The organism is uncultured Sphingomonas sp., from assembly GCF_913774285.1.
GTDB lineage: Bacteria > Pseudomonadota > Alphaproteobacteria > Sphingomonadales > Sphingomonadaceae > Sphingomonas.
This window is the reverse complement of record NZ_CAJYHX010000007.1, coordinates 59,494-80,215: the sequence shown is the minus strand read 5'-3', so window position 1 is coordinate 80,215 and position 20,722 is coordinate 59,494. Positions and strand designations below refer to the sequence as shown.

At 66.8% G+C, this 20,722-nt stretch carries 22 protein-coding genes and 1 tRNA gene; 11 read left to right on the top strand and 12 right to left on the bottom strand.

Annotated features, from left to right (window positions below):
- Nucleotides 1–26: 26 nt before the first annotated feature.
- The 4 genes from folE (at nucleotide 27) to QZ670_RS03335 (ending at nucleotide 3,653) form a co-directional block, all read left to right on the top strand.
- The gene (gene folE / locus QZ670_RS03350) at nucleotides 27–647 is read left to right on the top strand and encodes a GTP cyclohydrolase I FolE (protein ID WP_294252231.1); all 621 of its coding nucleotides are present in this window, start codon (nucleotides 27–29) and stop codon (nucleotides 645–647) included.
- Entirely contained in the window at nucleotides 647–1,420 is a 774-nt protein-coding gene (locus tag QZ670_RS03345) for an SDR family oxidoreductase (RefSeq protein ID WP_294252229.1), read from the top strand. Before folE ends, QZ670_RS03345 begins: the two co-directional genes overlap by 1 nt.
- Entirely contained in the window at nucleotides 1,413–1,778 is a 366-nt protein-coding gene (locus tag QZ670_RS03340) for a dihydroneopterin aldolase (protein WP_294252225.1), read from the top strand. The genes QZ670_RS03345 and QZ670_RS03340 overlap by 8 nt, the downstream gene beginning before the upstream one ends.
- 150 nt (nucleotides 1,779–1,928) lie before the next feature.
- On the top strand, nucleotides 1,929–3,653 hold the full coding sequence (locus QZ670_RS03335; RefSeq protein WP_294252222.1) for a methyl-accepting chemotaxis protein: 1,725 nt from the start codon (nucleotides 1,929–1,931) through the stop codon (nucleotides 3,651–3,653).
- Between the two features lie 44 nt (nucleotides 3,654–3,697).
- On the opposite strand, the gene leuA is transcribed toward QZ670_RS03335, so the two are convergent.
- Entirely contained in the window at nucleotides 3,698–5,356 is a 1,659-nt protein-coding gene (gene leuA, locus QZ670_RS03330; RefSeq protein WP_294252219.1) for a 2-isopropylmalate synthase, read from the bottom strand.
- A gap of 285 nt (nucleotides 5,357–5,641) precedes the next feature.
- On the opposite strand from leuA, the gene QZ670_RS03325 reads away from it, so the two are divergent.
- Nucleotides 5,642–6,037 (top strand): BLUF domain-containing protein, encoded by a 396-nt coding sequence (locus QZ670_RS03325; protein ID WP_294252216.1) that lies wholly within the window; start codon nucleotides 5,642–5,644, stop codon nucleotides 6,035–6,037.
- 261 nt (nucleotides 6,038–6,298) lie between these two features.
- Nucleotides 6,299–6,556 (top strand): SWIB/MDM2 domain-containing protein, encoded by a 258-nt coding sequence (locus QZ670_RS03320; protein ID WP_010543335.1) that lies wholly within the window; start codon nucleotides 6,299–6,301, stop codon nucleotides 6,554–6,556.
- A 113-nt stretch (nucleotides 6,557–6,669) separates the two neighbouring features.
- Here the strand turns inward: QZ670_RS03320 and QZ670_RS03315 are convergent, their stop codons facing one another.
- Together QZ670_RS03315 and QZ670_RS03310 are read right to left on the bottom strand one after the other, a co-directional pair.
- The gene (locus QZ670_RS03315; protein WP_294252202.1) at nucleotides 6,670–7,470 is read right to left on the bottom strand and encodes a universal stress protein; all 801 of its coding nucleotides are present in this window, start codon (nucleotides 7,468–7,470) and stop codon (nucleotides 6,670–6,672) included.
- Nucleotides 7,471–7,549: 79 nt separating this feature from the next.
- Nucleotides 7,550–8,284 (bottom strand): Crp/Fnr family transcriptional regulator, encoded by a 735-nt coding sequence (locus tag QZ670_RS03310; protein ID WP_294252199.1) that lies wholly within the window; start codon nucleotides 8,282–8,284, stop codon nucleotides 7,550–7,552.
- Between the two features lie 178 nt (nucleotides 8,285–8,462).
- Here QZ670_RS03310 and QZ670_RS03305 point away from each other — a divergent pair, with 178 nt between their 5' ends.
- The gene (locus tag QZ670_RS03305; RefSeq protein ID WP_294252197.1) at nucleotides 8,463–9,137 is read left to right on the top strand and encodes an OmpW family protein; all 675 of its coding nucleotides are present in this window, start codon (nucleotides 8,463–8,465) and stop codon (nucleotides 9,135–9,137) included.
- Nucleotides 9,138–9,259: 122 nt separating this feature from the next.
- Here QZ670_RS03305 and QZ670_RS03300 read toward each other — a convergent pair whose 3' ends face one another.
- Nucleotides 9,260–9,730: a DapH/DapD/GlmU-related protein gene (locus tag QZ670_RS03300; protein WP_294252195.1), complete on the bottom strand. Its 471-nt coding sequence runs from the start codon at nucleotides 9,728–9,730 to the stop codon at nucleotides 9,260–9,262.
- Between the two features lie 83 nt (nucleotides 9,731–9,813).
- Here QZ670_RS03300 and QZ670_RS03295 point away from each other — a divergent pair, with 83 nt between their 5' ends.
- Nucleotides 9,814–10,185, top strand: coding sequence for an acyltransferase (locus tag QZ670_RS03295; RefSeq protein ID WP_294252192.1), 372 nt, complete (start codon nucleotides 9,814–9,816; stop codon nucleotides 10,183–10,185).
- A 180-nt stretch (nucleotides 10,186–10,365) separates the two neighbouring features.
- The gene (locus QZ670_RS03290; protein WP_294252189.1) at nucleotides 10,366–11,421 is read left to right on the top strand and encodes a hypothetical protein; all 1,056 of its coding nucleotides are present in this window, start codon (nucleotides 10,366–10,368) and stop codon (nucleotides 11,419–11,421) included.
- Between the two features lie 2 nt (nucleotides 11,422–11,423).
- Here QZ670_RS03290 and QZ670_RS03285 read toward each other — a convergent pair whose 3' ends face one another.
- Nucleotides 11,424–12,509, bottom strand: a complete 1,086-nt coding sequence (locus QZ670_RS03285) for a glycosyltransferase (protein WP_294252186.1) — start codon at nucleotides 12,507–12,509, stop codon at nucleotides 11,424–11,426.
- Nucleotides 12,510–12,769: 260 nt separating this feature from the next.
- Between QZ670_RS03285 and QZ670_RS03280 the strand changes: the two genes are divergently transcribed.
- The gene (locus QZ670_RS03280) at nucleotides 12,770–14,677 is read left to right on the top strand and encodes a BCCT family transporter (RefSeq protein WP_294252183.1); all 1,908 of its coding nucleotides are present in this window, start codon (nucleotides 12,770–12,772) and stop codon (nucleotides 14,675–14,677) included.
- 13 nt (nucleotides 14,678–14,690) lie between these two features.
- Here QZ670_RS03280 and QZ670_RS03275 read toward each other — a convergent pair whose 3' ends face one another.
- The 7 genes from QZ670_RS03275 to QZ670_RS03245 all read right to left on the bottom strand — a co-directional run bounded on the left by QZ670_RS03275 (nucleotide 14,691) and on the right by QZ670_RS03245 (nucleotide 19,844).
- Nucleotides 14,691–15,890 carry a cation:proton antiporter gene (locus QZ670_RS03275; protein WP_294252178.1) on the bottom strand — a complete coding sequence of 400 codons (1,200 nt, stop codon included), beginning with the start codon at nucleotides 15,888–15,890 and terminating at the stop codon, nucleotides 14,691–14,693.
- A gap of 122 nt (nucleotides 15,891–16,012) precedes the next feature.
- Entirely contained in the window at nucleotides 16,013–16,864 is an 852-nt protein-coding gene (locus QZ670_RS03270; protein WP_294252175.1) for a serine hydrolase, read from the bottom strand.
- Nucleotides 16,865–17,453: 589 nt separating this feature from the next.
- Nucleotides 17,454–17,530: transfer RNA gene (locus QZ670_RS03265), tRNA-Arg, on the bottom strand.
- A gap of 34 nt (nucleotides 17,531–17,564) precedes the next feature.
- Nucleotides 17,565–18,002, bottom strand: a complete 438-nt coding sequence (locus tag QZ670_RS03260) for a DUF1178 family protein (RefSeq protein WP_294252172.1) — start codon at nucleotides 18,000–18,002, stop codon at nucleotides 17,565–17,567.
- The gene (locus QZ670_RS03255; protein WP_294252169.1) at nucleotides 17,999–18,823 is read right to left on the bottom strand and encodes a carbon-nitrogen hydrolase family protein; all 825 of its coding nucleotides are present in this window, start codon (nucleotides 18,821–18,823) and stop codon (nucleotides 17,999–18,001) included. Before QZ670_RS03255 ends, QZ670_RS03260 begins: the two co-directional genes overlap by 4 nt.
- Complete coding sequence (gene grxC, locus QZ670_RS03250; protein ID WP_121076456.1) at nucleotides 18,820–19,077, bottom strand: glutaredoxin 3; 258 nt, start codon at nucleotides 19,075–19,077, stop codon at nucleotides 18,820–18,822. The genes QZ670_RS03255 and grxC overlap by 4 nt, the downstream gene beginning before the upstream one ends.
- Nucleotides 19,078–19,112: 35 nt before the next feature.
- Entirely contained in the window at nucleotides 19,113–19,844 is a 732-nt protein-coding gene (locus QZ670_RS03245) for a ComF family protein (protein WP_294252158.1), read from the bottom strand.
- Between the two features lie 42 nt (nucleotides 19,845–19,886).
- Here QZ670_RS03245 and QZ670_RS03240 point away from each other — a divergent pair, with 42 nt between their 5' ends.
- Nucleotides 19,887–20,714 carry a methyltransferase domain-containing protein gene (locus QZ670_RS03240; protein ID WP_294252155.1) on the top strand — a complete coding sequence of 276 codons (828 nt, stop codon included), beginning with the start codon at nucleotides 19,887–19,889 and terminating at the stop codon, nucleotides 20,712–20,714.
- Nucleotides 20,715–20,722: the final 8 nt, after the last annotated feature.

Here is a 20,722-nt window from a genome sequence, read left to right as displayed (position 1 = left end):
CACGCGCGGCGAAAGGACAGACAGACATGCACGATCCTCACCATGACCCCGTAGACGGTGACATCGTCGCCCCCCCGCCCAAGATCCCCGTGCCCGAGCATGTCGCCGAGGCGATCCGCACGCTGATCCGGTGGACCGGCGACGACCCCGATCGCGAGGGCCTGCTCGACACGCCCCAGCGGGTCGCCCGCGCCTGGAAGGAATATTGCGCGGGCTATGGCGAGGATCCGGCGCACCATCTCGCGCGCGTGTTCGAGGAAGTCGGCGGCTATGACGAGATCGTGCTGCTGAAGGACATTCCCTTCCAGTCACATTGCGAGCACCACATGGCACCGATTACCGGCAAGGCATCGATCGCCTATCTGCCCAGGAATCACGTTGTCGGCATCTCCAAACTCGCGCGCGTCCTCCACGCCTTTGCCCGTCGCCTGCAGGTGCAGGAGCGGCTTACCGCTGAAGTGGCCGACTGCATCTGGAATCACCTGCATCCGCAGGGCGTCGCGGTGGTGATCGAGGCACAGCATGGCTGCATGACCGGCCGCGGCGTGCGCACGCCGGGCGTAGGCATGGTCACCAGCCGGATGATGGGCGTGTTCCGCGAGGACGAGCGCAGCCGGGCCGAAGTGCTCAAGCTGATGGGCTATTGATGCCTGGGCGGGTGCTGGTCACGGGCGGCGCGCGGCGGATCGGCGCGGCGATCAGCCGAGGGCTGGCTGCGCGCGGCTGGGCCGTGGCGATCCACCACCATCACGCGCCCGAGCAAGCCGAGGCCTTTGCCGCCGAACTCCGCGCGGGAGGCGCTACGGTGGTGGTCGTCTGCGCCGAGCTTGCCGACCCGATATCACCCGCCGCGCTCGTGGAGGCGTGCCGCGGCGCGTTCGGCGCCCCCCTCGATGCGGTGGTCAACAACGCTTCGTTGTTCGCCTATGATCAGGCGCCGATCGCCGACTATGCCCTGCTCGACCGGCACATGCATGTGAACCTCGCCGCCCCCGTAGGCCTCGCCATGGCACTCGCCGCACAGGCCGATCTGGCGGAGGGCGCCGTCGTGAACCTGCTCGACCAGAAGGTGGGCAATCTCAACCCCGACTTCTTCAGCTACACCTGCTCGAAGCTTGCGCTGCAGGGCGCCACCCATATGCTGGCGCAGAAGCTCGCGCCGCGCGTGCGGGTGAACGCGGTGTCGCCCGGCCTCACCCTGCCCAGCCTGGACCAGACGGAGGAGGAGTTCGCCCGTACCGGCAACCAGAACCTGCTCCGCCGCCCGGTCGACCCGGCCGATATCGCCGCCACGGTCGCGCACCTGCTCGAATGCCGCAGCATCACCGGGCAGAATGTCTATGTCGATTGCGGCCAGCATTTCCTCACGCGCGACAGCGACGTGATGTTCGAAGGACGCGAGCACCGCCCCGATGCCTGACTATGTGATCCATCTCGAAGCGCTGGAGGTCTCGATGGGCCTCGGCATCCATGCGCATGAGCGCGCCGCCCCGCAGCGCGTGCGCATCGATGTGGCGATGACCTGCCGCTACCCGGCGGTACCCGAGGACCGGATCGACGCCGTGGTCGATTACGACTTTCTCCGCGAGGGCATCCATGCCCTTGTCCGATCGCGTCATTTCGAACTTCAGGAAGTCTTGTGCGAGCAGGTCGCAGCGCTGGCGATGCGCGACCCCCGTGTTGTCGAGGTACGCGTCCGGTCCGCCAAGCAGGATATCTACCCCGATGCCCGGGTCGGCTGCGAGGTGATCCGTATTCTTACGAATATGCAGGAATAATCCCGATTCGGGGCAACCCGCTTCGATCCTCCCCCCTATAATCTACCGAAAGACCCTCCTCGCCGGAGGTCCGCTTGGGGGACGCGTGCGCCTGTCACCAGAGGATCGTGGATGTCGATTGCTAGTTTCGTTCGCAACAGCGCATTGGCCATGATGGCGCTTCTGGTGGTCGGCGGCTCGCTGGCGGCCTGGCGGCTCGATCGCATTCGCATGGGCGGCGACGTGCAGTTGCACCAGCAGGTCAATGCCGACCTGATTGCGGACATCCTTCCTCCCCCCGAATATATCATCGAACCATTTCTCGAAGCGACGCTGATCGCCCGCAACCCGGAGACCTTGGGCACCCACGCCGAGAAACTGGCAGACCTGCGCAAGCTCTATCTGGACCGGAACAAATTCTGGCAGACCGCCCGCGTCGACGAAAGCCTGCGCAGCCAGCTGCTCCAGCAGGCACACCCCGCGGCCGAGGCCTTCTGGAACGAGCTGGAACAGGGCTTCCTCCCCGCGGCGCGCAAAGGCGACCGTGCGGCGCTCGACGCCAGCTACGCGAAACTGAAGGGCTTGTACGACAAGCATCGCGCCGCCGTGGACAGGCTCGTCGCGATGACGCTGGCCGAGCAGCAGCGCGTGGCGGCCAATGGCGTATCCGAATTCTACCTTGCGATCGGTATCGTCGTGGTGCTGGCGCTGATCGTCGGCGGCCAGGCGGCGCATTTCTACATCACCATGTATCGCCGGGTGCTGGAACCGGTCGGCACGCTCTCCGCGCTGACGGATCGCCTCGCCAAAGGTGAAGTAGCGACGATCCCCTACCAGGATCGCACCGACGAAATGGGCCGCATCGCCTCGGGGCTGGAGCATTACCGCGCCGCCGCGGCCGCCCAGAGCGAAGCCGATGCGCGCAAGCTGGAGGAGCAGCGCGAAGTCACCGAAGTGCTCGGCAACGGGCTGCTGGCGCTGCGCGAGGGCGATCTCAGCCGCACGATCGACCAGCGCTTCCCGGCCGAATATGAGGTGCTTCGGCAGAACATCAACGAGGCGATCGCCTCGCTGCGCGCACGCGTGCAGCTGGTCAGCGAGAGCGCCGACAATATCCGCAACACCTCGTCCGAGGTCGCGCACGGCTCCGAGGATCTGGCCCACCGCACCGAGAAGAGCGCGGCCAATCTCGCCCAGGCCACTGAAGCGCTGGCGAAGATCGAGGAGCGCCTGCGCGCGACGATGATCGCCGCCGACAACACGGTGAAGCGGGCCGGCGAGGCGACCACGGCACTCCGCGACGGCCGCGGCACCACCGCCCGCGCCGTGCAGGCGATGGACCGCGCGAGCGGCAGTGCCAAGAATATCGACGGCGTGATCGAGGGCCTCGACAAGATCGCCTTCCAGACGCGCGTGCTCGCGATGAACGCGGCGGTCGAGGCCGGCCGCGCCGGCGAGGCGGGCCGCGGCTTCATGGTCGTCGCCGACCTCGTGGCCGCACTGGCACTCCGCGCCGAGGACCAGGCCAAGCAGGCCCGCGACATGCTCAGCGAGACCCAGGCCGACATCCTCCAGGCCGCCGATGCTGTGCACGACACCGACACGGCACTGGATACGATCTCCGGGGACGTCGAGGCGGTGCACAACCTGATCGCCGCGATCGACCATGACAACCATGCGCAGTCGGCAGCGGTGAGTCAGGTGTCGACCGCAATGAAGGGGATGGACTTGGTGACGCAGCAGAACGCGGCGATGGTCGAGGAAACCTCGGCGGCGATCCGCAACCTGTCGAGCGAGGTCAACGCCCTCGCCCAGCGCGCCGGCGCCTTCCGCTTTAAGCGGACCACCGGCACGCGTGCCGCTGCCCAAATGGGCGAGCTGGCAACGGTGCACTGATAGGAGAGGAAGTCCCTGCCCTTCCGAGGGCAGGGACTTTTACGTCACGCCCGGTTGGCGGCGCTGAGGACCGCGCGCACCGAGGCGGTTGCAATATCGGCGTCGATACCCACGCCGAACACCGTCCGGCCATCCTCGGTGCGGCACTCGACATAGGCCGCCGCCTGCGCGTCCGCGCCTCCGCCGATCGCGTGCTCGCTATAGTCGACCACGTCGAAGCGCGGGCCGGTGGAACCCGCCAGCGCATCGACGACGCCGGAGATCAGACCGTTGCCCCGGCCCGAGATCGACTGCGCGGCACCGTCGATCGAGATGCGACCGACGAACACGCGGCTGCCCGCGCTGCCGGTTTCCTCATAGTCAACCAGCGTGATCCTGTCCTTGTCACCGGGCAGATACACGCGCTCGAACAGCGCCCAGATATCGGCGGCGTTGAGCTCGCGGCTGGTCTCGTCGGCCAGCGCCTGGACGTGCTTGGAGAACTCGGCCTGCATCCGCTTGGGCAGCTTGAGCCCCTTGTCCTGCTCGAGTACCCAGGCGACGCCGCCCTTGCCCGATTGCGAATTCACCCGGATCACCGCCTCGTAATCACGGCCGAGATCCTTGGGATCGATCGGCAGATAGGGGACGTCCCACACCTGGTCGTTGCGCGCCGCCTGCGAGGCGAAGCCCTTCTTGATCGCATCCTGGTGGCTGCCGGAGAAGGCAGTGAACACGAGGTCGCCGGCATAGGGGTGGCGCGGGTGGACGGGCAGCTGGTTGCAATATTCGACCGTCTGGATCACCTCGTCGATGTCCGAGAAGTCGAGCCCGGGATTGAGCCCCTGAGTGTACATGTTGAGCGCGAGTGTCACCAGGTCGACATTGCCGGTGCGCTCGCCATTGCCGAAGAGGCAGCCTTCGACACGGTCGGCACCTGCCAGAAGGCCCAGCTCCGACGCGGCGACGCCGGTGCCCCGATCGTTGTGCGTGTGCAGGCTGATGACCACGCTCTCGCGATTGCGGATGTTGCGGCAGAACCATTCGATCTGGTCGGCATAGATGTTGGGCGTCGCCGCCTCGACCGTCGCAGGCAGGTTGAGGATCAGCGGGCGCTCCGGCGTCGGACGCAGAATGTCCATCACCGCCTCACAGACCTCGACCGAGAAATCGAGCTCGGCGGTGGAGAAGGTCTCCGGGCTATATTCGAAATGCCATTCGGTGTCGGGCTGCTTGGCCGCCTCGTCGCGCAGCACCTTGGCGCCTTCGATGGCGATCTGGCGGACTTCGTCGCGGCTCATGCCGAACACGATGCGGCGCCACGCCGGCGACACCGCGTTGTAGAGGTGGACGATCGCCTGCTTGGCGCCCTTGAGCGATTGGAAACTGGTCTCGATCAGGTCGCGGCGGGACTGGGTGAGCACCTGGACGATCACGTCGTCGGGCACCTTGCCCTCGCGCACCAGCCCGGAGATGAAGTCGAACTCGGTCGCCCCCGCGCTCGGGAAGCCGACTTCGATTTCCTTCAGGCCCACCTTCACCAGCAGCTCGAAGAAGCGGGTCTTCTTCTCGCCGTCCATCGGATCGATCAGCGCCTGGTTGCCGTCGCGCATATCGGTGGAGAGCCAGCGCGGCGCATTGGTGATGGTGCGGCTAGGCCATTGGCGATCGGGCAGATCCACCTGGGGGAAAGGACGATATTTGACGCTGGGGTCGCGCAACATGGGCCGTGTCTCTCTTCAAGGTCTGGCCGCGCCTAGCGCAGCCGTGATGCGATAGGGAAGTTCCAGTTTGCCCTTAGGGGAGACGCGCGCGTGCGAAATCGGCCCCTAAGGGCGGATAAGTCGCAGGGTAAGGCGCAGGGCGTCGATCACGGCCGCCTTGATGCCGGAATTATACGATCTTGTCCAGCTTGGACTAAACACCTGAAAAACAAGCGCGCGCCTGCGTTCTTTATCTGCTATTAACCACGCGACGCTGAAAAAGCGCGCTCGCAGGAGAGGATTTTCATGCTGCAGCTCGTCTATGTCAGTTCCACGAACCCGGCCGCACCCTGCCCGACCCAGGACATCCTGACCGTCTCCCGCCGCAACAATGCGCGCGATCGGATCAGCGGCCTGCTGTACGCGGACGGCGGCCGCTTCCTTCAGGCGCTCGAAGGTCCTGAGGATGCGGTGGAGAGCGCCTATGCCCGTATACGGCGCGATCCGCGGCATCGCGCGATTGTATTGCTCTCGCGCCGCATCGTCGATCGCCGGGAGTTCGGGCACTGGGAGATGGCGCATCGTGCGCCGGGCGCCGACGCCGCGGGCTTCCTGGCGGACGTTCAGCGGCTTACGGCCGACGCGGCGCCGGACGTGCGCGGGACGTTCGAAGGGCTTGTCCAAAGCAGGGTTCTGGCCTGAACGCGCAATATTGCTGCGTCTTTGCCGCAAAGTGTTGCCCGGCTGCACCACCGCAGCGCCGCAAAACAGCGGTTCGCCGCGCTTCGGTGCGGTCTGCGCTGGACAGAAGCCCTTTCCCGCAGTCAAAGGCGTACAGGGGCGTGCATCACCGCACGAACCGCAGTACATCGTTGGTCGCGACAAGGGGGAGGAAGCCTCTCAATCCCGAGGCGCTGACGAAGGAATAGCCCCAATAAGGGGTACGAACAGGAGTTAGACACGATGGCCGAGACCAAAGCACGCGGTGGCATTGCCAAGCCGGTTACCCCGTCGCCCGAACTGGCGAAGATTGTGGGCACCGCCGATCTGCCGCGCAGCGAGATCGTCAGCAAGGTGTGGGAATACATCAAGAAGAACAACCTGCAGAACCCTGCGAACAAGCGCGAAATCCTGGCCGACGACACGCTGAAGCCGATCTTCGGCGGCGACAAGGCCACCATGTTCGAAATGAACAAGCACCTCGCCAAGCACGTCAAGTAAGCGAGGTCGCCGCGGCCGTTTCGAGCCGTGCGAACAAGAAAAGGGGCAGGCATCCAGGGTTGCCTGCCCCTTTTCTTTTGATGACGGGCAAGAGCGCTCGCGATTCGCCCGCGTCAGTGCGCCAGCAGCAGCGGCACCGGGCTTTCCGCGAGCATCCGCCGCGTCACGCCGCCGAACGCCGCTTCGAGGAAGCGGCTGTGGCCGAAGCCGCCCATCACCAGATAGGCTGCCTTGAGCGCCTCCACGACGGCGAGGATCGCGCCGCCCGCCGTATCCGTCTTCGGCACCACCCGCACCTCGGGCCGGATGCCATGCCGCGACAGATATTCCGCCGCCTCTGCCGCCGGCAGCCGCAAGGATCCTTCGTCGACCACCAGGATCGTCACCGTGCCGGCATGCTTGAGCAGCGATACCGTCGCCTGCAGCGCAGCTTCCGCCGTGCGCGAGCCGTCCCATGCCACCACCGCATGGCCGTACAGATCGAAGCCAAGCGCCTTTTCCGGCACGGCAACGATCAGCTTGCCGGTCTTGAGAATAGTGTCGCAGATCAGGTCGCGCATGTCGGGATAGTCGACCTTGTCGAGCTCGCGATTGAGCACCACCAGATCGGCGAGCGCGGTCGCGTCGCGCAGGCATTCGCGGGCGAAGCCGGTCGCATCCACCCAGTCATAGGGCACGTTCTCGCCCTTCAGACGGCCTTCCATCCGCACGCGGTTGGCGGCTTCGCGGGTTTGTTCGTCCGCGAGCAGCGCCGCACCGCCGCCGAATTCGACATAATCGCCGACATAGGCCGGCACCATCGCGATATCGACGCAGCGCAGATGCCCTTCCAGCCCCCGCGTCAAGTCGAGTGCCGCTTGGAACCGCGCCTCCTGTCCGGCGTCGTCATGCATCAGAACGAGTACATTCTTCATGGTCGCCTCCATTTCATCCGGTCTTCTTCGTGGATGAACCCAGGCTAGGCAGATGCACTGCGCGCCGACATGCGGTTAGTTACGGAGTCTCGGCCGCCAGCACGGCGAGCGCCGCGGCATCGAGGATCACGAAGCTGCGCAGATCGGGCAGCGCGATCACGCCGTCGCGCTTCATTGCAGTCAGCTTGCGACTGACAGTCTCGATCGTCAGCCCGAGCAGTTCGGCCATCTGCTGGCGGGTAAGCGGCAGGGCAACCGGAGCGCCAGAGCTGCAGGTACCGCGTGCCGCGAACTGCAACAACAGGCTGGCCACACGTTCCTCGGCAGACTTGCGGCCGAGCAGCAGCATCCATTTCCGCAGCTGGTCTAGCTCGTCATAGGCGCGGGTCAGCAGCGCCTGGCCGATCTCGGGATGCGCCTCGACCAGGCTCGGCAGCGCGCTGCGCGGGAAGACGCAGAGTTCGGTCTCGGTCAGCGCGGTGACGCAGTGGCTCGACGGCCGCTCGCCGATCGCGCCGACGAAATCCGCCGGAAAGGCCAGCCCCAACATCTGCTCGCGACCATCCTCCAGCGACGCAGAGAGCTTGACCAGCCCGTGGTGGAGGATGCCCACTTGCTCGGCGACGTCGCCCTGCCAGATCAGGGCCTCGCCCCGGCGCAGCACGCGCTTTCGGCCGATACGATTGAGCGCCTCGAGCGCGCCCGCCGAGATGCCGCCGCAGAGCGACGCCATCCGCACGCCGCACGCCGCACAGCGCGCCGGCAGGCTCCATTCCGCAGCACCCACGTCCGGCTGGTTTCGATCCATGTACATATCCGCCTCCGCGCGCTGCATGCCTCGCGCGCGGGCGGCGTGTCGTTACGTATTGGTCCCAGGCAGGCGAACGGACCAGCTTGGGAACATTACCTACGCGCAACGTTGCGCCCGATCAAAACCGGGCGAGATGCTTGCCGCTACCCGATGCCTCGTCGAACACGAGGAGAAATGAACCATGCGTACTTCGCTTTTTGTCGGTCTAGCCGCTGCCGGTCTGCTGGCCTCCACCGCGAGCGCCCAGGCACAGGACCGAGCGGGCATCGCGGCCGGCGACTGGCTGGTCCGCCTGCGCGGCATCGTCGTCGCCCCCAATGAATCGTCCACCGGCATCACCCCCGCCCTGCCCACCGCCAAGGTGGGCGTCGGCGACGCGGTGATGCCCGAGGTAGACTTCACCTACATGGCCACCGACCATATCGGCGCCGAGCTGATCGTCTCCAGCACCCGCCACGACCTCCAGGGCCGCGAGGCGATTTCGTCGCTCGGCAAGGTCGGCCACACCTGGGTTCTGCCGCCGACGCTGACGCTGCAATATCACTTCCTGCCCAAGGCAGCGGTGCGCCCCTATCTCGGCGCGGGCATCAACTACACCACCTTCTATTCGGCCAAGACAAGCGCCTCGCTCAACAAGGCGCTGGGCCAGACCAGCCTCTCGCTGAAGGACAGCGTTGGCTATGCGCTGCAGGCGGGCGTGGACATCGATCTGAACAAGAAGTTCTTCCTGAACCTCGACGTGAAGTACATCGACATGAGCACCACGGCGCGGCTGAACACCGGCGGCGCGATCAACCAGACCAAGGTAGACATCAACCCGCTTGTGTTCGGCTTCGGCGTCGGCACCCGCTTCTGATCCAAGCCTTCCCCGCTTGCGATCGCCTATTCTCCGGCGGGGACCTGACTGGGGAGGCGCGTGCTAGGGCGCGCGGCTCCCCTTCTTCGTTCCGAACCGTCTTCGCACCTTCGGGACATCAATCAGGCGCCCGATGCGGCGTGGGGATCCTGGCCCTCGTTGCCGTCGATCCCTTTGAGCCGGCCGAAACGCTCGGTCTCGATCCCGCGGCGCACGATATGGGCCGGGCTACCGACGGCAATGCAGCCGGCTGGGATGTCGTCGTAGACCACGGCACCTGCGCCGATCACGCATCCGTCGCCGATGGTCACTCCGGGCAGGATCGTCGCGCCGCCGCCGATCAAACAGCGCGCGCCGATGCGGATCGGACGGACCCGGCCCGCGCCGTCGCGCGCAAGGAGCAGGGTCTTGAAGGCGATCACCGAATGTTGTCCGACCACAATCGACCCGGGACCGCCAGAGACGATCCGTGCCTGCAGGGAAATACGCGTACTCGGATGGGTTACGACGCCGTAGCGCCGCTGCAGCCACCATCGCCGCAACGCGTAGAGCGGCAGACGGATGAAATCCAGTTGATCGAGCGACCGCAACATGCTGCGGCAGCATATTGCGGGTTGAGGCGAATCGGGAAGAGGCTTACGCACATTCTTGATATTCTGGAGGGGGGCCAGATCACATGTTCGCTCGCAAATGGCGGCGCCTCGTTCAAACGCGTGTCTGGGGGATGGATATTCATCCAAGCGCCGACATTGCGAGCAGCGCGCTCATCGACCGTACCTTTCCCAAGGGAGTCCACATCGCCGCCCGTGCGGTGATCGGCGAACAGGCCGTCGTGCTGACCCATGACATCGCCACCAGGGTCTGGTTGCACACCTATATCGGTGAGGGCGCAACCCTCGGTGCCCGCGCGATCGTCTTGCCCGGACTGAAGGTCGGCAACGGCGCGGTGGTGCTTCCCGGCACCGTTGTCACCGAAGATGTGCCCGACGGCGCGACGGTGCGCGGAAACCCGGGAAAGCTGATCGCGGCAGCCAGCGACGCGGCCTGACCCGGACAGCATTATCAGCTGTCAGCATCCGCCGATGTCCAACGGTCGAGGATCGCTACCCATCTCCTCGCGGTCACAGAAATCCCGACAGCCTATCCAAATAAGTCAACGACCGGGTCGCAATCTCCCCAGTGAATGCATGCACCATTCACCCATTCTCAACATAAAGGGTTTGAAGACATGATCGTTGTGGTCCCATCCAATCGCTCGGTATCCCTGGAATATCTGGCACCCTTGATCGATTCGGGCGCACGCTTCGTCGTCGTCGACGATTCTCCCGGCACGGTCACGGTCGATCATCCGAGCTTCCGCATCTATACGTGGGAAGATCGGAAGCGGATGCTGGGCGACGCCGACGAATGGTTCCCGCGCCGCAATGGTGCCTGCCGCGACTTCGGCTTCTACGTCGCCTGGCACGAGAGCGACGACGACGAAATCATCGTCGCGCTGGACGACGACTGCGAGGTCACGTCGCAGAACTTCTTCGCCGAAGTGACCGACGCCCTCACCGCGAAGCAGCGCCCGGTGCTCGGCGAAGGTCTGCGCCACCTCAACATCCTCGACCTCTACGAAGGCACGCCGGACAATCTGTTCCCGCGCGGCTTCCCCTATGAGTGCCGCGGCGCCTACCAGCGTGCCTCGATCGGCACCGCGACTAATGCAGCGGCGCCGATCTTCAACCTCGGCCTGTGGACAGACGCGTTCGACGTCAACGGCATCGACAAGATCAACGGGCCGCAGTGGCGCTGGCCCGAAGTCGACCTCGCCATCCCCTCCGCCGCGATCGCGCCCGGCGCGCTGGTGTCGGTCTGCTCAATGAACATGCAGTTCCGTCGCAAGGTAACCCCGGCGGTCTACCAGCTGCCGATGCACGTGCCGGTGCTGCCCCACTGGATGATCGACCGCTATGGCGACATCTGGGGCGGCTTCATTCTGAAGATGCTGGTCGACCGCGCGGGTGACACGCTGACCGTCGGCGCCCCGATGATCGGCCACCGCAAGGCCGGGGACATGCAGCGCAACATCTGGCAGGAGCATATCGCGCACATGGTCAACCAGGAGGCGATCGAGATCTTCAGCCTTTCGGCCGAGGTCGCGCCTGCCGACTATCTGACGATGATGGCCGAGTTCACCGAGAATGTGGCGGCACGCGCCGGCGGCGCCAGCGGCATGCTGCGCCCCTATCTCGAGCACCTCGTGCCCTGCCTGCGCACCTGGTGCACCGCGCTGAAGTAAGGTCAGCCAAGCGCCGCTGACAGGTGGCGGCGATAGTCGAGGGCGATGCTGCGTGGCGCAAACCGCGTCAGCGCGCCCTCGGCTTGCAGCCGCGCGATCGATTCCTTCAAGGCCTGCTGGTTCGCCATCACGTGCCGCAGGCCCGCGGCGATATCGGCGGGATCGTCGGCGCGGCAGGCATAGCCGATCCGTTCCGGCGGCAGATAGCCGTCGATCGCCCACCCGGCCGGATAGAGCACGGGAATTCCGGCGAACAGCGCCTCGACGAAGACCATGCCGAACGTCTCCTGCTGGCTCGGCAAGGCCAGCATCGCGCTGGCGGCCAGCAGTTCGCGCACCGATCCGTTCGGCACCGGCCCGCGCAGTTGCACCCGCGCGCGCGCGCCGGCACGCGCGATCAGCCGGTCTACTTCAAGATGGCTCCGAGCGTTGCCCCCGCCGACGATGTCGAGGTGCCAACCTGCGCCTGCGTCGGCGGCCGCCTGCATGGCCGGGATCAACTGGGTGACACCCTTCCGCCGCCAATGCGCAAGGTGGAAGAGCGACACGATGCGATCGCTGGAGACGGTCGACAGGGTCGGCTCCGCCACTCCGCCCATTACCGGCAGCACGGCGATCGCCTGCGGCGGCAGGCGCAGCATTTTCGAGAAGCGCTCAACCGCCCATGGCGCGGTGGCAATGAGCGCGCGCGCCGACACCGCGATTTCGCGCCACTGGCCGTGCAGGTCGGGGCGTCCGCGCCACACCCAGCCGTCGGCATCGCCCCAGATGCTGCACAGGTAGGGCACGCCGAATTGACGGGCGAGCAGGCTCGCGACCATGCCATCGGTTGTCAGCTTGTGCGCGTGGATCAGGTTGATGGCGATACCCTGGCCACGCAGATCGGCGGCGATCCACTGCGCCAGTCGAGCCATCGCGTGGCGCAAGCCCAGCCCCTTGGGCATCGCACGATAGGCGATGGCGACCCGATCGGGTGCGTAGCGCAGGGCAGCGATCTCGCGACCGAGAGTCCCGACCCGCGTCATGCTGTAGACGATGTTGCGAAACCCGTCGGCGCTGTCGACCAGCCGCTCCACCGCACGAGTCATATGGGGAGCTGCCAGGGGGCTGGGAAAATCGAAGCTGATGTGCAGGACCGTAGGCGCGCTCATCTCTTTACCGATCCCCCGACGGCCAGTTTGATGCTCCCAGATCGTCCCCAGCCGACCTGGTCGGGGCGTCGTTGAGAGTGGGCGCCCTGAAGGAAAATGCAACTAGCTGTTCGCGACCGGTCGTCAATAGCCGGGATACGGCGGGCCCGGCCCGTCCTCTGCCACCATTCACAAAGATACGCGTTCAGAGTGCACTTATGCTGAAAAGTGCAATCAACCCTCGCGTCTTCTGGGGCGCCTCGGCGCTCATCCTGGGATTGCTCGGCGTCACCATCGCCATGCCTGGCACCGCCGACCTCGCCTTCAAGGCGGCACAGGCCTGGACGATCGACACGTTCGGCTGGTTCTACATCGCCGCCGTCGCGCTATTTCTCGTCGTCGTTCTCGCGCTCGGCTTCGGGCCAGCGGGCAAGCTGAAGTTGGGGCCGGACGATGCGGAGCCGGACTTTCCCTATCTCTCCTGGCTGGCGATGCTGTTCGCCGCCGGCATGGGGATCGGCCTGATGTATTTCGCGGTAGCCGAGCCGATCCAGCATTACACCTCGCCACCCGAGGCGAAGAGCGGCACGATTGATGCGGCGCGCGAGGCGATGGCGATCACCTTCCACCATTACGGCGTCCATGCCTGGGCGATCTATGCGCTGGTCGGATTGAGCCTCGCCTATTTCACCTATCGCAAGGACCTGCCGCTCACGCTGCGCTCGGGCTTGGCGCCTATCCTGGGCAAACGCATCAACGGGCCGCTCGGCGACGCGATCGACATCTTCGCGGTGTGCGGCACCGTATTCGGCGTGGCAACCTCGCTCGGCTTCGGCGTATCGCAGATGACCGCGGGGCTCGCCTATATCTATGCCCTTCCCGATACGCTGACTGCCAAGATCACCGTGATCGTGCTGGTAATGGGCGCGGCCACGCTGTCGGTACTGAGCGGCGCCGATCGCGGCATCCGACGACTGTCCGAACTCAACCTCACGGTCGCCGTGCTGTTGATGCTGTTCGTGCTGGCGATCGGCCCCACGCTGTTCCTGCTGCGTGCCTTGGTGCAGAATTTCGGCTTGTATCTCGACCATTTCGTGCGGCGAACCTTCACGCTCTACGCCTATGAGCCGCGGGCCTGGATGGCGGACTGGACGCTGTTCTACTGGGCCTGGTGGATCGCCTGGTCCCCCTTTGTCGGCATGTTCATCGCCCGCATCTCGCGCGGTCGGACGATCCGCGAGTTCGTCATCGGCGTGCTGTTCGTGCCGACCGCCTTCACCTTCCTGTGGATGACGGTGTTCGGCAACACCGCGATTTCGCTCGACCTGGGCGCGGCATCGGGGGGCATCGCGCAAGCGGTGCAGGCCAACCTCTCCACCGCGCTGTTCAAGTTCCTGGAGTATCTGCCGGCCGCGAGCGTCACCTCTACCCTGGCCATCGTGCTCGTGGCGGTGTTCTTCGTCACCTCCGCGGACTCCGGCGCACTGGTGATCGATACCCTGGCCTCGGGCGGCAAGGAGGATACGCCGCGCTGGCAGCGTATCTACTGGTGCATCCTGCTCGGCGCGACCGCGACGCTGCTGCTCGTCGCGGGCGGTCTGGGGGCACTGCAGGCGGCAACGTTGCTCGCGGCGCTGCCCTTCTGCTTCATCATGCTGCTGCTCGCCTTTGGACTGGTGCGGCAGACCAACGCGGATCTGGCCGGCGTCGCCCTGTCGGACCAGGCGCCGGCGATCAGTGAGCGGCTGAAGCGGCTCGTCGCGCCCGCGCGCCGCGCGGAGATCCTGCGCCAGATGAACGCCAATGGCGAGCCGGCGTTGCGCGCCGTCTACCAAGGCATGCAGGCGGAAGGCTGGACCGATCTGCGGTTGGAGATCGAAGAGGATCAGCTCACGCTCACCGTGGGCGGACAGAGCGATCGGCCTTTCACCTATCGCATCCTGCCCCGATCCCGCCCGCTGGCCGCCTATACCGCGCTGGAAGCCTCCGAAGCGCGGCGCAGCATCGCCTGGACCCTAGCAGTGCAGACCAGCCAGACTGCCCGCATGCGCAACATCACCGGCTTCTCGACCGAGCAGCTTACCAGCGACCTGTTGAGCGAGCTCGAGCGCTGGCGGACCGCGTGAACCTGCCGCTTCCTTAGTGCTCCGCATCCGCCGCGCCGGTCAGCTTCCAGCGGCGGAGCAGCGGCGGCATGGTAAGACCCTGGGCGAAAATCGAGAAGGCGACGACACCAAAGGTGACCACGACGATCGACGCGCGCTCCGCTACGATTGGCGGCACCGCCAGCGCCAGTGCGAGGCCGACGGCGCCGCGCAGCCCACCCCAGACCAGCACATGCTGGTAGGTAGCGGGCAGCCGCAGCTTGGTACCCGCGAAGAGTGCCGCCAGCGGATAGACCGCCGCGGCGCGCCCGAGCAGCGTGAGCAGGATCCCCGCAACCAGCGCTCCGCTCACCAGCGCGATCGGCTGGTGCGCCTCGTGGCTGCCGATCAGCAGGAACAGGCACGAATTGGCGAGGAAGGCGGCATAGGCCCAGAAATCCTGGACATGCTGGCGGCCTGCCACCGAGATCGATCCGCGCGGACCGATGGCGCCGACGATGATCCCGGCCGCCAGCGCCGCGAACACGCCCGAGGCATGGACATGCTCGGCCAGCAGGAAGCTTGCCCAGGCGATGACCGTGGTCAGCGTCACCTCGACAAGATGGTCCTCGGTCCGCCCGGCCACCGTCAGCACCACGAACGCGATCGCGCCGCCGATCGCAACGCCGCCGAACACCGTCCAGAACAGCGAGGTCGCAACGCCGCCGACGCTGAGCCCGCCGCCCTCGGCAACCGCGATCAGGATGGCAAAGCCTACTGCGGCGACACCGTCGTTGAGCAGACTTTCGGATTCCACCACCATGCTCAGGCGAGGCTCCGCCCGCATCTCCTTGAAGGCGGCGATCACCGACACGGGATCAGTCGCGGCGATCAGCACCCCGAAGAACGCCGCGCCCAGCCAGCTCCAGCCGAGGAGCCAGTGCATGCCCGCGGTGACCAGCAGTGCCGAGATCGCGACCCCGAGGAACGCCAGCACCATGGTCAGCGGCAGTTCCTCGCGGAAGCGCCGCCAGCGTAGCTGCAACGCCGCCTCGAAGATCAACGGTGGCAGAAACACATTGAAGATCAGCTCGCGCGACAGCGGCAAATTCGCGCCCACCGGCAGAAACGCGAGGGCGATCCCGGCCAGCACCAGGCCGGCGGTGTACGGAAGCCCAATGCGCCGCGAGATCATTGCCACCAGCGACGCGACGATCAGCAACGTGCCGAGTTCGGGAAGACCGATTTCGTTCAACGCAAGCTCCTCAGCCAGGGGGTGGCCGGACGAGACCAGGACGATCCGCGCCGTAGACACGACGCACGATCGGCGCCGCGGGCGAGCCTAGACCGATTTCCGCCGCGAGGCGAAGGGCGGGCTCACCCCGCCGTTCGAATTACCGCACGCGTCACGTCGCCCATCAGCCGCATCCGCACCGGGATCGGCTCGCGGGTGCTCGCGATCAGCACGGCAATCGCATAGCGGTGCCCGTTCGGACCCGTGAGCAGTCCTACATCGTTATAGCCGGTTGCGAGGCTGCCGAGTTCCTGACCAGTGCCGGTCTTGTGCGCCATCTTCCAGCCCGGGCGCAGGCCGGACTTCAGACGCATTGGGCCGGTCTTGCTCGCCAGCATGATCCGGAACAGCCTGTCCGTTGCACCCTGGCTGAGCAGCTTGTTCTGCGCGAGCAGCGACAGGCCCAGCGTGATGCCGTTGGCGCTCGCGCCGTCATAGGGCGCGGCCAGGTAGCGATCGAGCGCCTTGCGGCGTTCGGCGGCGGGCAGCGCCGCGCGTGCCTGGAGGAAGCCCCAGCCCCCGGCCCATTCCCTGCGCCAGACCAGACCCGCGGTCTTCGCCTGCAGCTCGCGCTCGCCGGGGCCGAAGCCGACGCCGATGACGCCCTTGTCCTGCAGCATCCGGCGGATCGCAGCGGGACCGCCGACCTTCCAGAGCAGCACGTCATTACAGGTATTGTCGCTGCGGGTCAGCGCACATTCCAGCAGTGCGCCCACCGTCGTGCGATAACCGTTCGGCCCGAGCAGCGCGCGGATAGGCTGGTGGAAGACGGTGAGGTCCGCAGCCGTCACCGTCACCGGCGTGGCAAGCGACAGCCGCTGGTAGTCGATCGCGTCGAAAACCGCAATAGCGACCCACAGCTTGCTTACGCTCTGCTGGGGATGTGGTCGCTCCCCGTTCCAGGCGACAATCCAGCCGTGATCGACATCTCGCACGGAGATCGCAACCTGCCCCCGGAACCCGGCGCCCAAGGCTTGCACTGCGTTGAGCAGCGCCGCCGGCGGCTCGTCAGATCGTTTGGGCCTCGGTGTCGCGGAGGTTGCGAGGATAGGCGGCGCCGCCGACCCCGGGCGCGACAGCGGCACCGCCGGCGCGGGGCGGGACCGCGACGACGGGGCGTGGCCAACAGCGGAGGGGGCGGCGGGAACGCAGGCGGCAAGCAGGGCGACCGGCGCGAGAAGCGCGCCGATGTGGGCGACAGTGGCGGTACGCAGCAAGCAACTCTCCCTTTGCCGACCGCTTACAGGCGAACCCCGCGCGATGCAGGGTGAATGGCCTCGGCTCATCGCCTTCTGGCGTTGATTCGTCGCCGAAAGCGACGTGTCTGCCGGACCTTGATCGGCATTGCCGCCGATGGAACCGGCTGTGGCACGACGACACTGCGCAAAGTTTCCGCGTCAGCAAGGCGGGACCGATATGTCGCCGAGCCGTTCCGCGCCGAACGCAGGCCTTGAATCGCGCACGGCAGGTGCGCCGCGTATGGTAGCAAAAATCCTTGAAATTCTAGGTGTTGGTGAAGGTTGATGGTGACCCGGAGAGGATTCGAACCTCCGACCTCTCGATTAGGAATCGCTTGCTCTATCCTGCTGAGCTACCGGGCCACGGGGGTGCTCGTACCGGCCTATGCCGCCCAAATCAATTGCGCGCCTCGGGCGGGACCACGGGAACCAGCAGCGGCGCGACCGGCACGCCATCTTCCACCAGCGCCTTCGCCTCGGCCAGCGTCGCCTGGCCATGGATCGGTGCCTCCGGCGCGTCCCCCAGGTGCATTGCCCGCGCCTTCTCCGCGAACGCCCCGCCCACCCAGGTCGAGGTTTCGAGCTGCTTGGCCTGGAGCTGCGCGATCGCAGCCAGCGCGGCCTTGAACGCTTCGGGGGGGACGGGCGGCGTCTCCGGTGCCTGGTTGCCCTTCGCACCCACCGCCGGTGCCATCACTGCCTTGGTGATCGTGACGTTGCCGCAGAGCGGGCAGGCAATAAGCTCCTGCGTGCGCTGTTCCTCATAGGCGCCGCTCGACTTGAACCACGCCTCGAACACGTGGCCCCTGCCGCACTTCAGATCGAAGACGATCACGCGACGGTAGCCTCCGGGATCGCACGGCGATGGCGCAGCACCGGCACGCGGGTACGCACATCCTGGAGCCGCGCAGTGTCGAGATCGGCGAACCCGAGCCCGGCCGTCTCACCCATATCGAGCAGCACGTCCCCCCAAGGATCGATAGCGAGGCTGTGGCCATAGGTGGCGCGGCCGTCCTCGTGCTCGCCGGTCTGCGCGGCGGCAATCACGAACGCAGCCGCCTCGATCGCGCGGGCGCGCAGCAGCACGTGCCAGTGCGCCGCGCCGGTCGGCCGCGTGAACGCCGCCGGCACTGCGAGAATCGTCGCGCCGGCATCGCTCATCGTGCGAAACAGGTCCGGGAAGCGCAGGTCGTAGCAGATCGCGAGGCCGAGCTTGCCCAGCGGCGTCTCAACAACCACCGGCCCGGCGCCCGCCGAATAGCTGTTCGATTCGCGCCAGCTCTCGCCGGTCGGCAAGTCGACATCGAACAGGTGCATCTTGTCGTAGCGCGCACGGATCGCTCCGGTATCGTCGATCACAAAGGCGCGGTTGGCGAGCTTACCGTCCTCGCGCAGCACCGCGAGGCTGCCCAGATGCACCCACAGCCCGTGCTTGGCAGCGTTGTCGCGCACCGCCGCCAGCACGGGATCCTCGCTCTCCAGCCGGTAGTGCGGCACCGCGCGTTCGCGGTTGCCGTCGACCAGGCCGGACATTTCCGGCGTGAACAGCATCGCCGCCCCGCCAGCCTTGGCCTGCGCCACCGCCTCGACCAGCGTGGCCGCGTTCGCCGCGGGGTCGATCCCGCTGGTCATCTGGAGCAGCGCGGCGCGGTTCATGCGGCGAGCAGCGGGTCCAGTCCGCCCTTGCGGTCGAGGGCCGCGAGGTCGTCCGACCCGCCGATATGCTGCCCGTCGATGAAGATCTGCGGCACCGTCGTGCGACCCGGCGCGCGCTCCAGCATCTCGGCGCGCTTGGGCCCGCCCATGGTGATGTCATACTCCTCAAAGTCCGCGCCCTTGGCGGTGAGAAGCTGCTTGGCGCGCGTGCAATAGGGGCAGAACGCCTTGGTGTAGATTTCGACCTTTGCCATAATGCCTCCTGAGGTGTGCGCGGGGTCCCGGCTTGTCAATCCATCGCGTCCTCGGCGAGGACGCGCGCCCAGCAAAGAACCACAACGCGCGAAGCCCCGCCGCGTTTGAGCAGCCGGGCGCACGCATCCCCCGTTGCGCCGCTGGTGTGGACGTCGTCGACCAGCAGCACCGTCCGCCCCTTCAGCCGCGCCCGCGCATCGGGCGCCAGCGCGAAGGCTCCCGCGACCACCTTCGCCCGCGCCCGCCGCCCCAGCCCCTGAAGCTTGGGCGTCGCCTTCACCCGGCGCAGCAGATCGGTCTCGACCGGCAGCCCGTGCCGCTTCGCCAGCCCCCTCGCGATCAGCACCGCCTGGTTGAACCCGCGCGACCAGAGACGCCAGCGATGCAGCGGCACCGGCACCACCAGCTCGGCGCCTTCGGGCACAAGCCGCGCCATCGCCCGCGCCATCGTCTCCGCGACCGCTAGCCGACCGCCATATTTGAGCTTGAGCGCCAGCCGCCGCGCGACCTCGCCATAGGCCACCGCCGCGCGCACCCCGTCATGCGGCGGCGGATCGCAGAGGCAATCGCCGCACTGCGCCCCCTCCCCGCGGTCGTATTCAAACGGCAGATGGCAGGTCGCGCACCACGGCGGCCCGAGAAATTGCAGGCTGTCCCAGCAGCTTGCGCAGAAGCGGTGATCGGCTTCGACGATCGCGCCGCAGCCCGGGCAGCGCGGCGGCAGCGCCAGGTCGAGGATGCGGAGGAAAGGCGCGCGCGGATCCACGCCCCTCTTGTTCCAAGCGCCGCGCCGCTGCACAAGCGCGCCGTGTCCGACTCCGAAATCTTCGATCGCGCGCTGCGCCGCAAGCGCCGGGATCGCGCCGCCCGCAGCTATGAAAGCTTCCTGCGCGATCACATGCTCGACGGGCTGTACGAGCGGCTGGAGGGCGTGAAGCGCGAATTTCGCACCGTCCTCGACCTCGGCAGCGCCGACGGCAGCTTCGTCTGGCCCGGTGCCACCATCACCCGTCTGGAGGCCGGCGCCGCCTTCGCCGCCACCAGCGGCGCGATCCACGCCGACGAGGACATGCACCCCTTCCCTGAGGCGAGCTTCGACCTGGTCATCTCCGCCGGCGTGCTCGACACGGTGAACGACGTCCCCGGCGCGCTCGCCCTCGCCCGCCGCGCGCTCAAGCCCGACGGACTGTTCCTCGGCGCGTTTCTTGGCGCTGGCAGCCTCGCGACGCTGCGCGCCTGCCTGCTCGCCGCCGAGGCCGACCGGCCGGTGGCCCGCTTCCACCCGCAGATCGACGTGCGCGCCGCGGGCGACCTGCTCTCCCGCGCCGGCTTCACCCTGCCGGTAGCGGACGTTGAGACGCTGACGGTACGCTATGGCGGCCTGGGCGGGCTGATCCGCGACCTGCGCGGCATGGCAGCGACCAATTTGCTGCCGAACACCCCGCCGCTCCGCCGCGAGACGCTGCTCGGCACCGCCGCCGCCTTTGCCGAACGCGCCGATCCGGACGGCCGCACGCCCGAGAAATATTCGATCGTCTATCTAACCGGCTGGGCCCCCGATCCCTCGCAGCCCAAGCCCGCCCGTCCGGGCAGCGCGACGGCGTCGCTGGCCGACGCGCTCAAGCCGAAGGGCTAGGCAACGGC

Excerpts from the sequence above, each read along its gene's own strand:
- folE (WP_294252231.1), top strand. The coding sequence starts at position 27 with ATGCACGATCCTCACCATGACCCCGTAGACGGTGACATCGTCGCCCCC.
- QZ670_RS03345 (WP_294252229.1), top strand. The coding sequence starts at position 647 with ATGCCTGGGCGGGTGCTGGTCACGGGCGGCGCGCGGCGGATCGGCGCG.
- QZ670_RS03340 (WP_294252225.1), top strand. The coding sequence starts at position 1,413 with ATGCCTGACTATGTGATCCATCTCGAAGCGCTGGAGGTCTCGATGGGC.
- QZ670_RS03335 (WP_294252222.1), top strand. The coding sequence starts at position 1,929 with ATGATGGCGCTTCTGGTGGTCGGCGGCTCGCTGGCGGCCTGGCGGCTC.
- leuA (WP_294252219.1), bottom strand. The coding sequence starts at position 5,356 with ATGTTGCGCGACCCCAGCGTCAAATATCGTCCTTTCCCCCAGGTGGAT.
- QZ670_RS03325 (WP_294252216.1), top strand. The coding sequence starts at position 5,642 with ATGCTGCAGCTCGTCTATGTCAGTTCCACGAACCCGGCCGCACCCTGC.
- QZ670_RS03320 (WP_010543335.1), top strand. The coding sequence starts at position 6,299 with ATGGCCGAGACCAAAGCACGCGGTGGCATTGCCAAGCCGGTTACCCCG.
- QZ670_RS03315 (WP_294252202.1), bottom strand. The coding sequence starts at position 7,470 with ATGAAGAATGTACTCGTTCTGATGCATGACGACGCCGGACAGGAGGCG.
- QZ670_RS03310 (WP_294252199.1), bottom strand. The coding sequence starts at position 8,284 with ATGTACATGGATCGAAACCAGCCGGACGTGGGTGCTGCGGAATGGAGC.
- QZ670_RS03305 (WP_294252197.1), top strand. The coding sequence starts at position 8,463 with ATGCGTACTTCGCTTTTTGTCGGTCTAGCCGCTGCCGGTCTGCTGGCC.
- QZ670_RS03300 (WP_294252195.1), bottom strand. The coding sequence starts at position 9,730 with ATGTTGCGGTCGCTCGATCAACTGGATTTCATCCGTCTGCCGCTCTAC.
- QZ670_RS03295 (WP_294252192.1), top strand. The coding sequence starts at position 9,814 with ATGTTCGCTCGCAAATGGCGGCGCCTCGTTCAAACGCGTGTCTGGGGG.
- QZ670_RS03290 (WP_294252189.1), top strand. The coding sequence starts at position 10,366 with ATGATCGTTGTGGTCCCATCCAATCGCTCGGTATCCCTGGAATATCTG.
- QZ670_RS03285 (WP_294252186.1), bottom strand. The coding sequence starts at position 12,509 with ATGACTCGTGCGGTGGAGCGGCTGGTCGACAGCGCCGACGGGTTTCGC.
- QZ670_RS03280 (WP_294252183.1), top strand. The coding sequence starts at position 12,770 with ATGCTGAAAAGTGCAATCAACCCTCGCGTCTTCTGGGGCGCCTCGGCG.
- QZ670_RS03255 (WP_294252169.1), bottom strand. The coding sequence starts at position 18,823 with ATGAACCGCGCCGCGCTGCTCCAGATGACCAGCGGGATCGACCCCGCG.
- grxC (WP_121076456.1), bottom strand. The coding sequence starts at position 19,077 with ATGGCAAAGGTCGAAATCTACACCAAGGCGTTCTGCCCCTATTGCACG.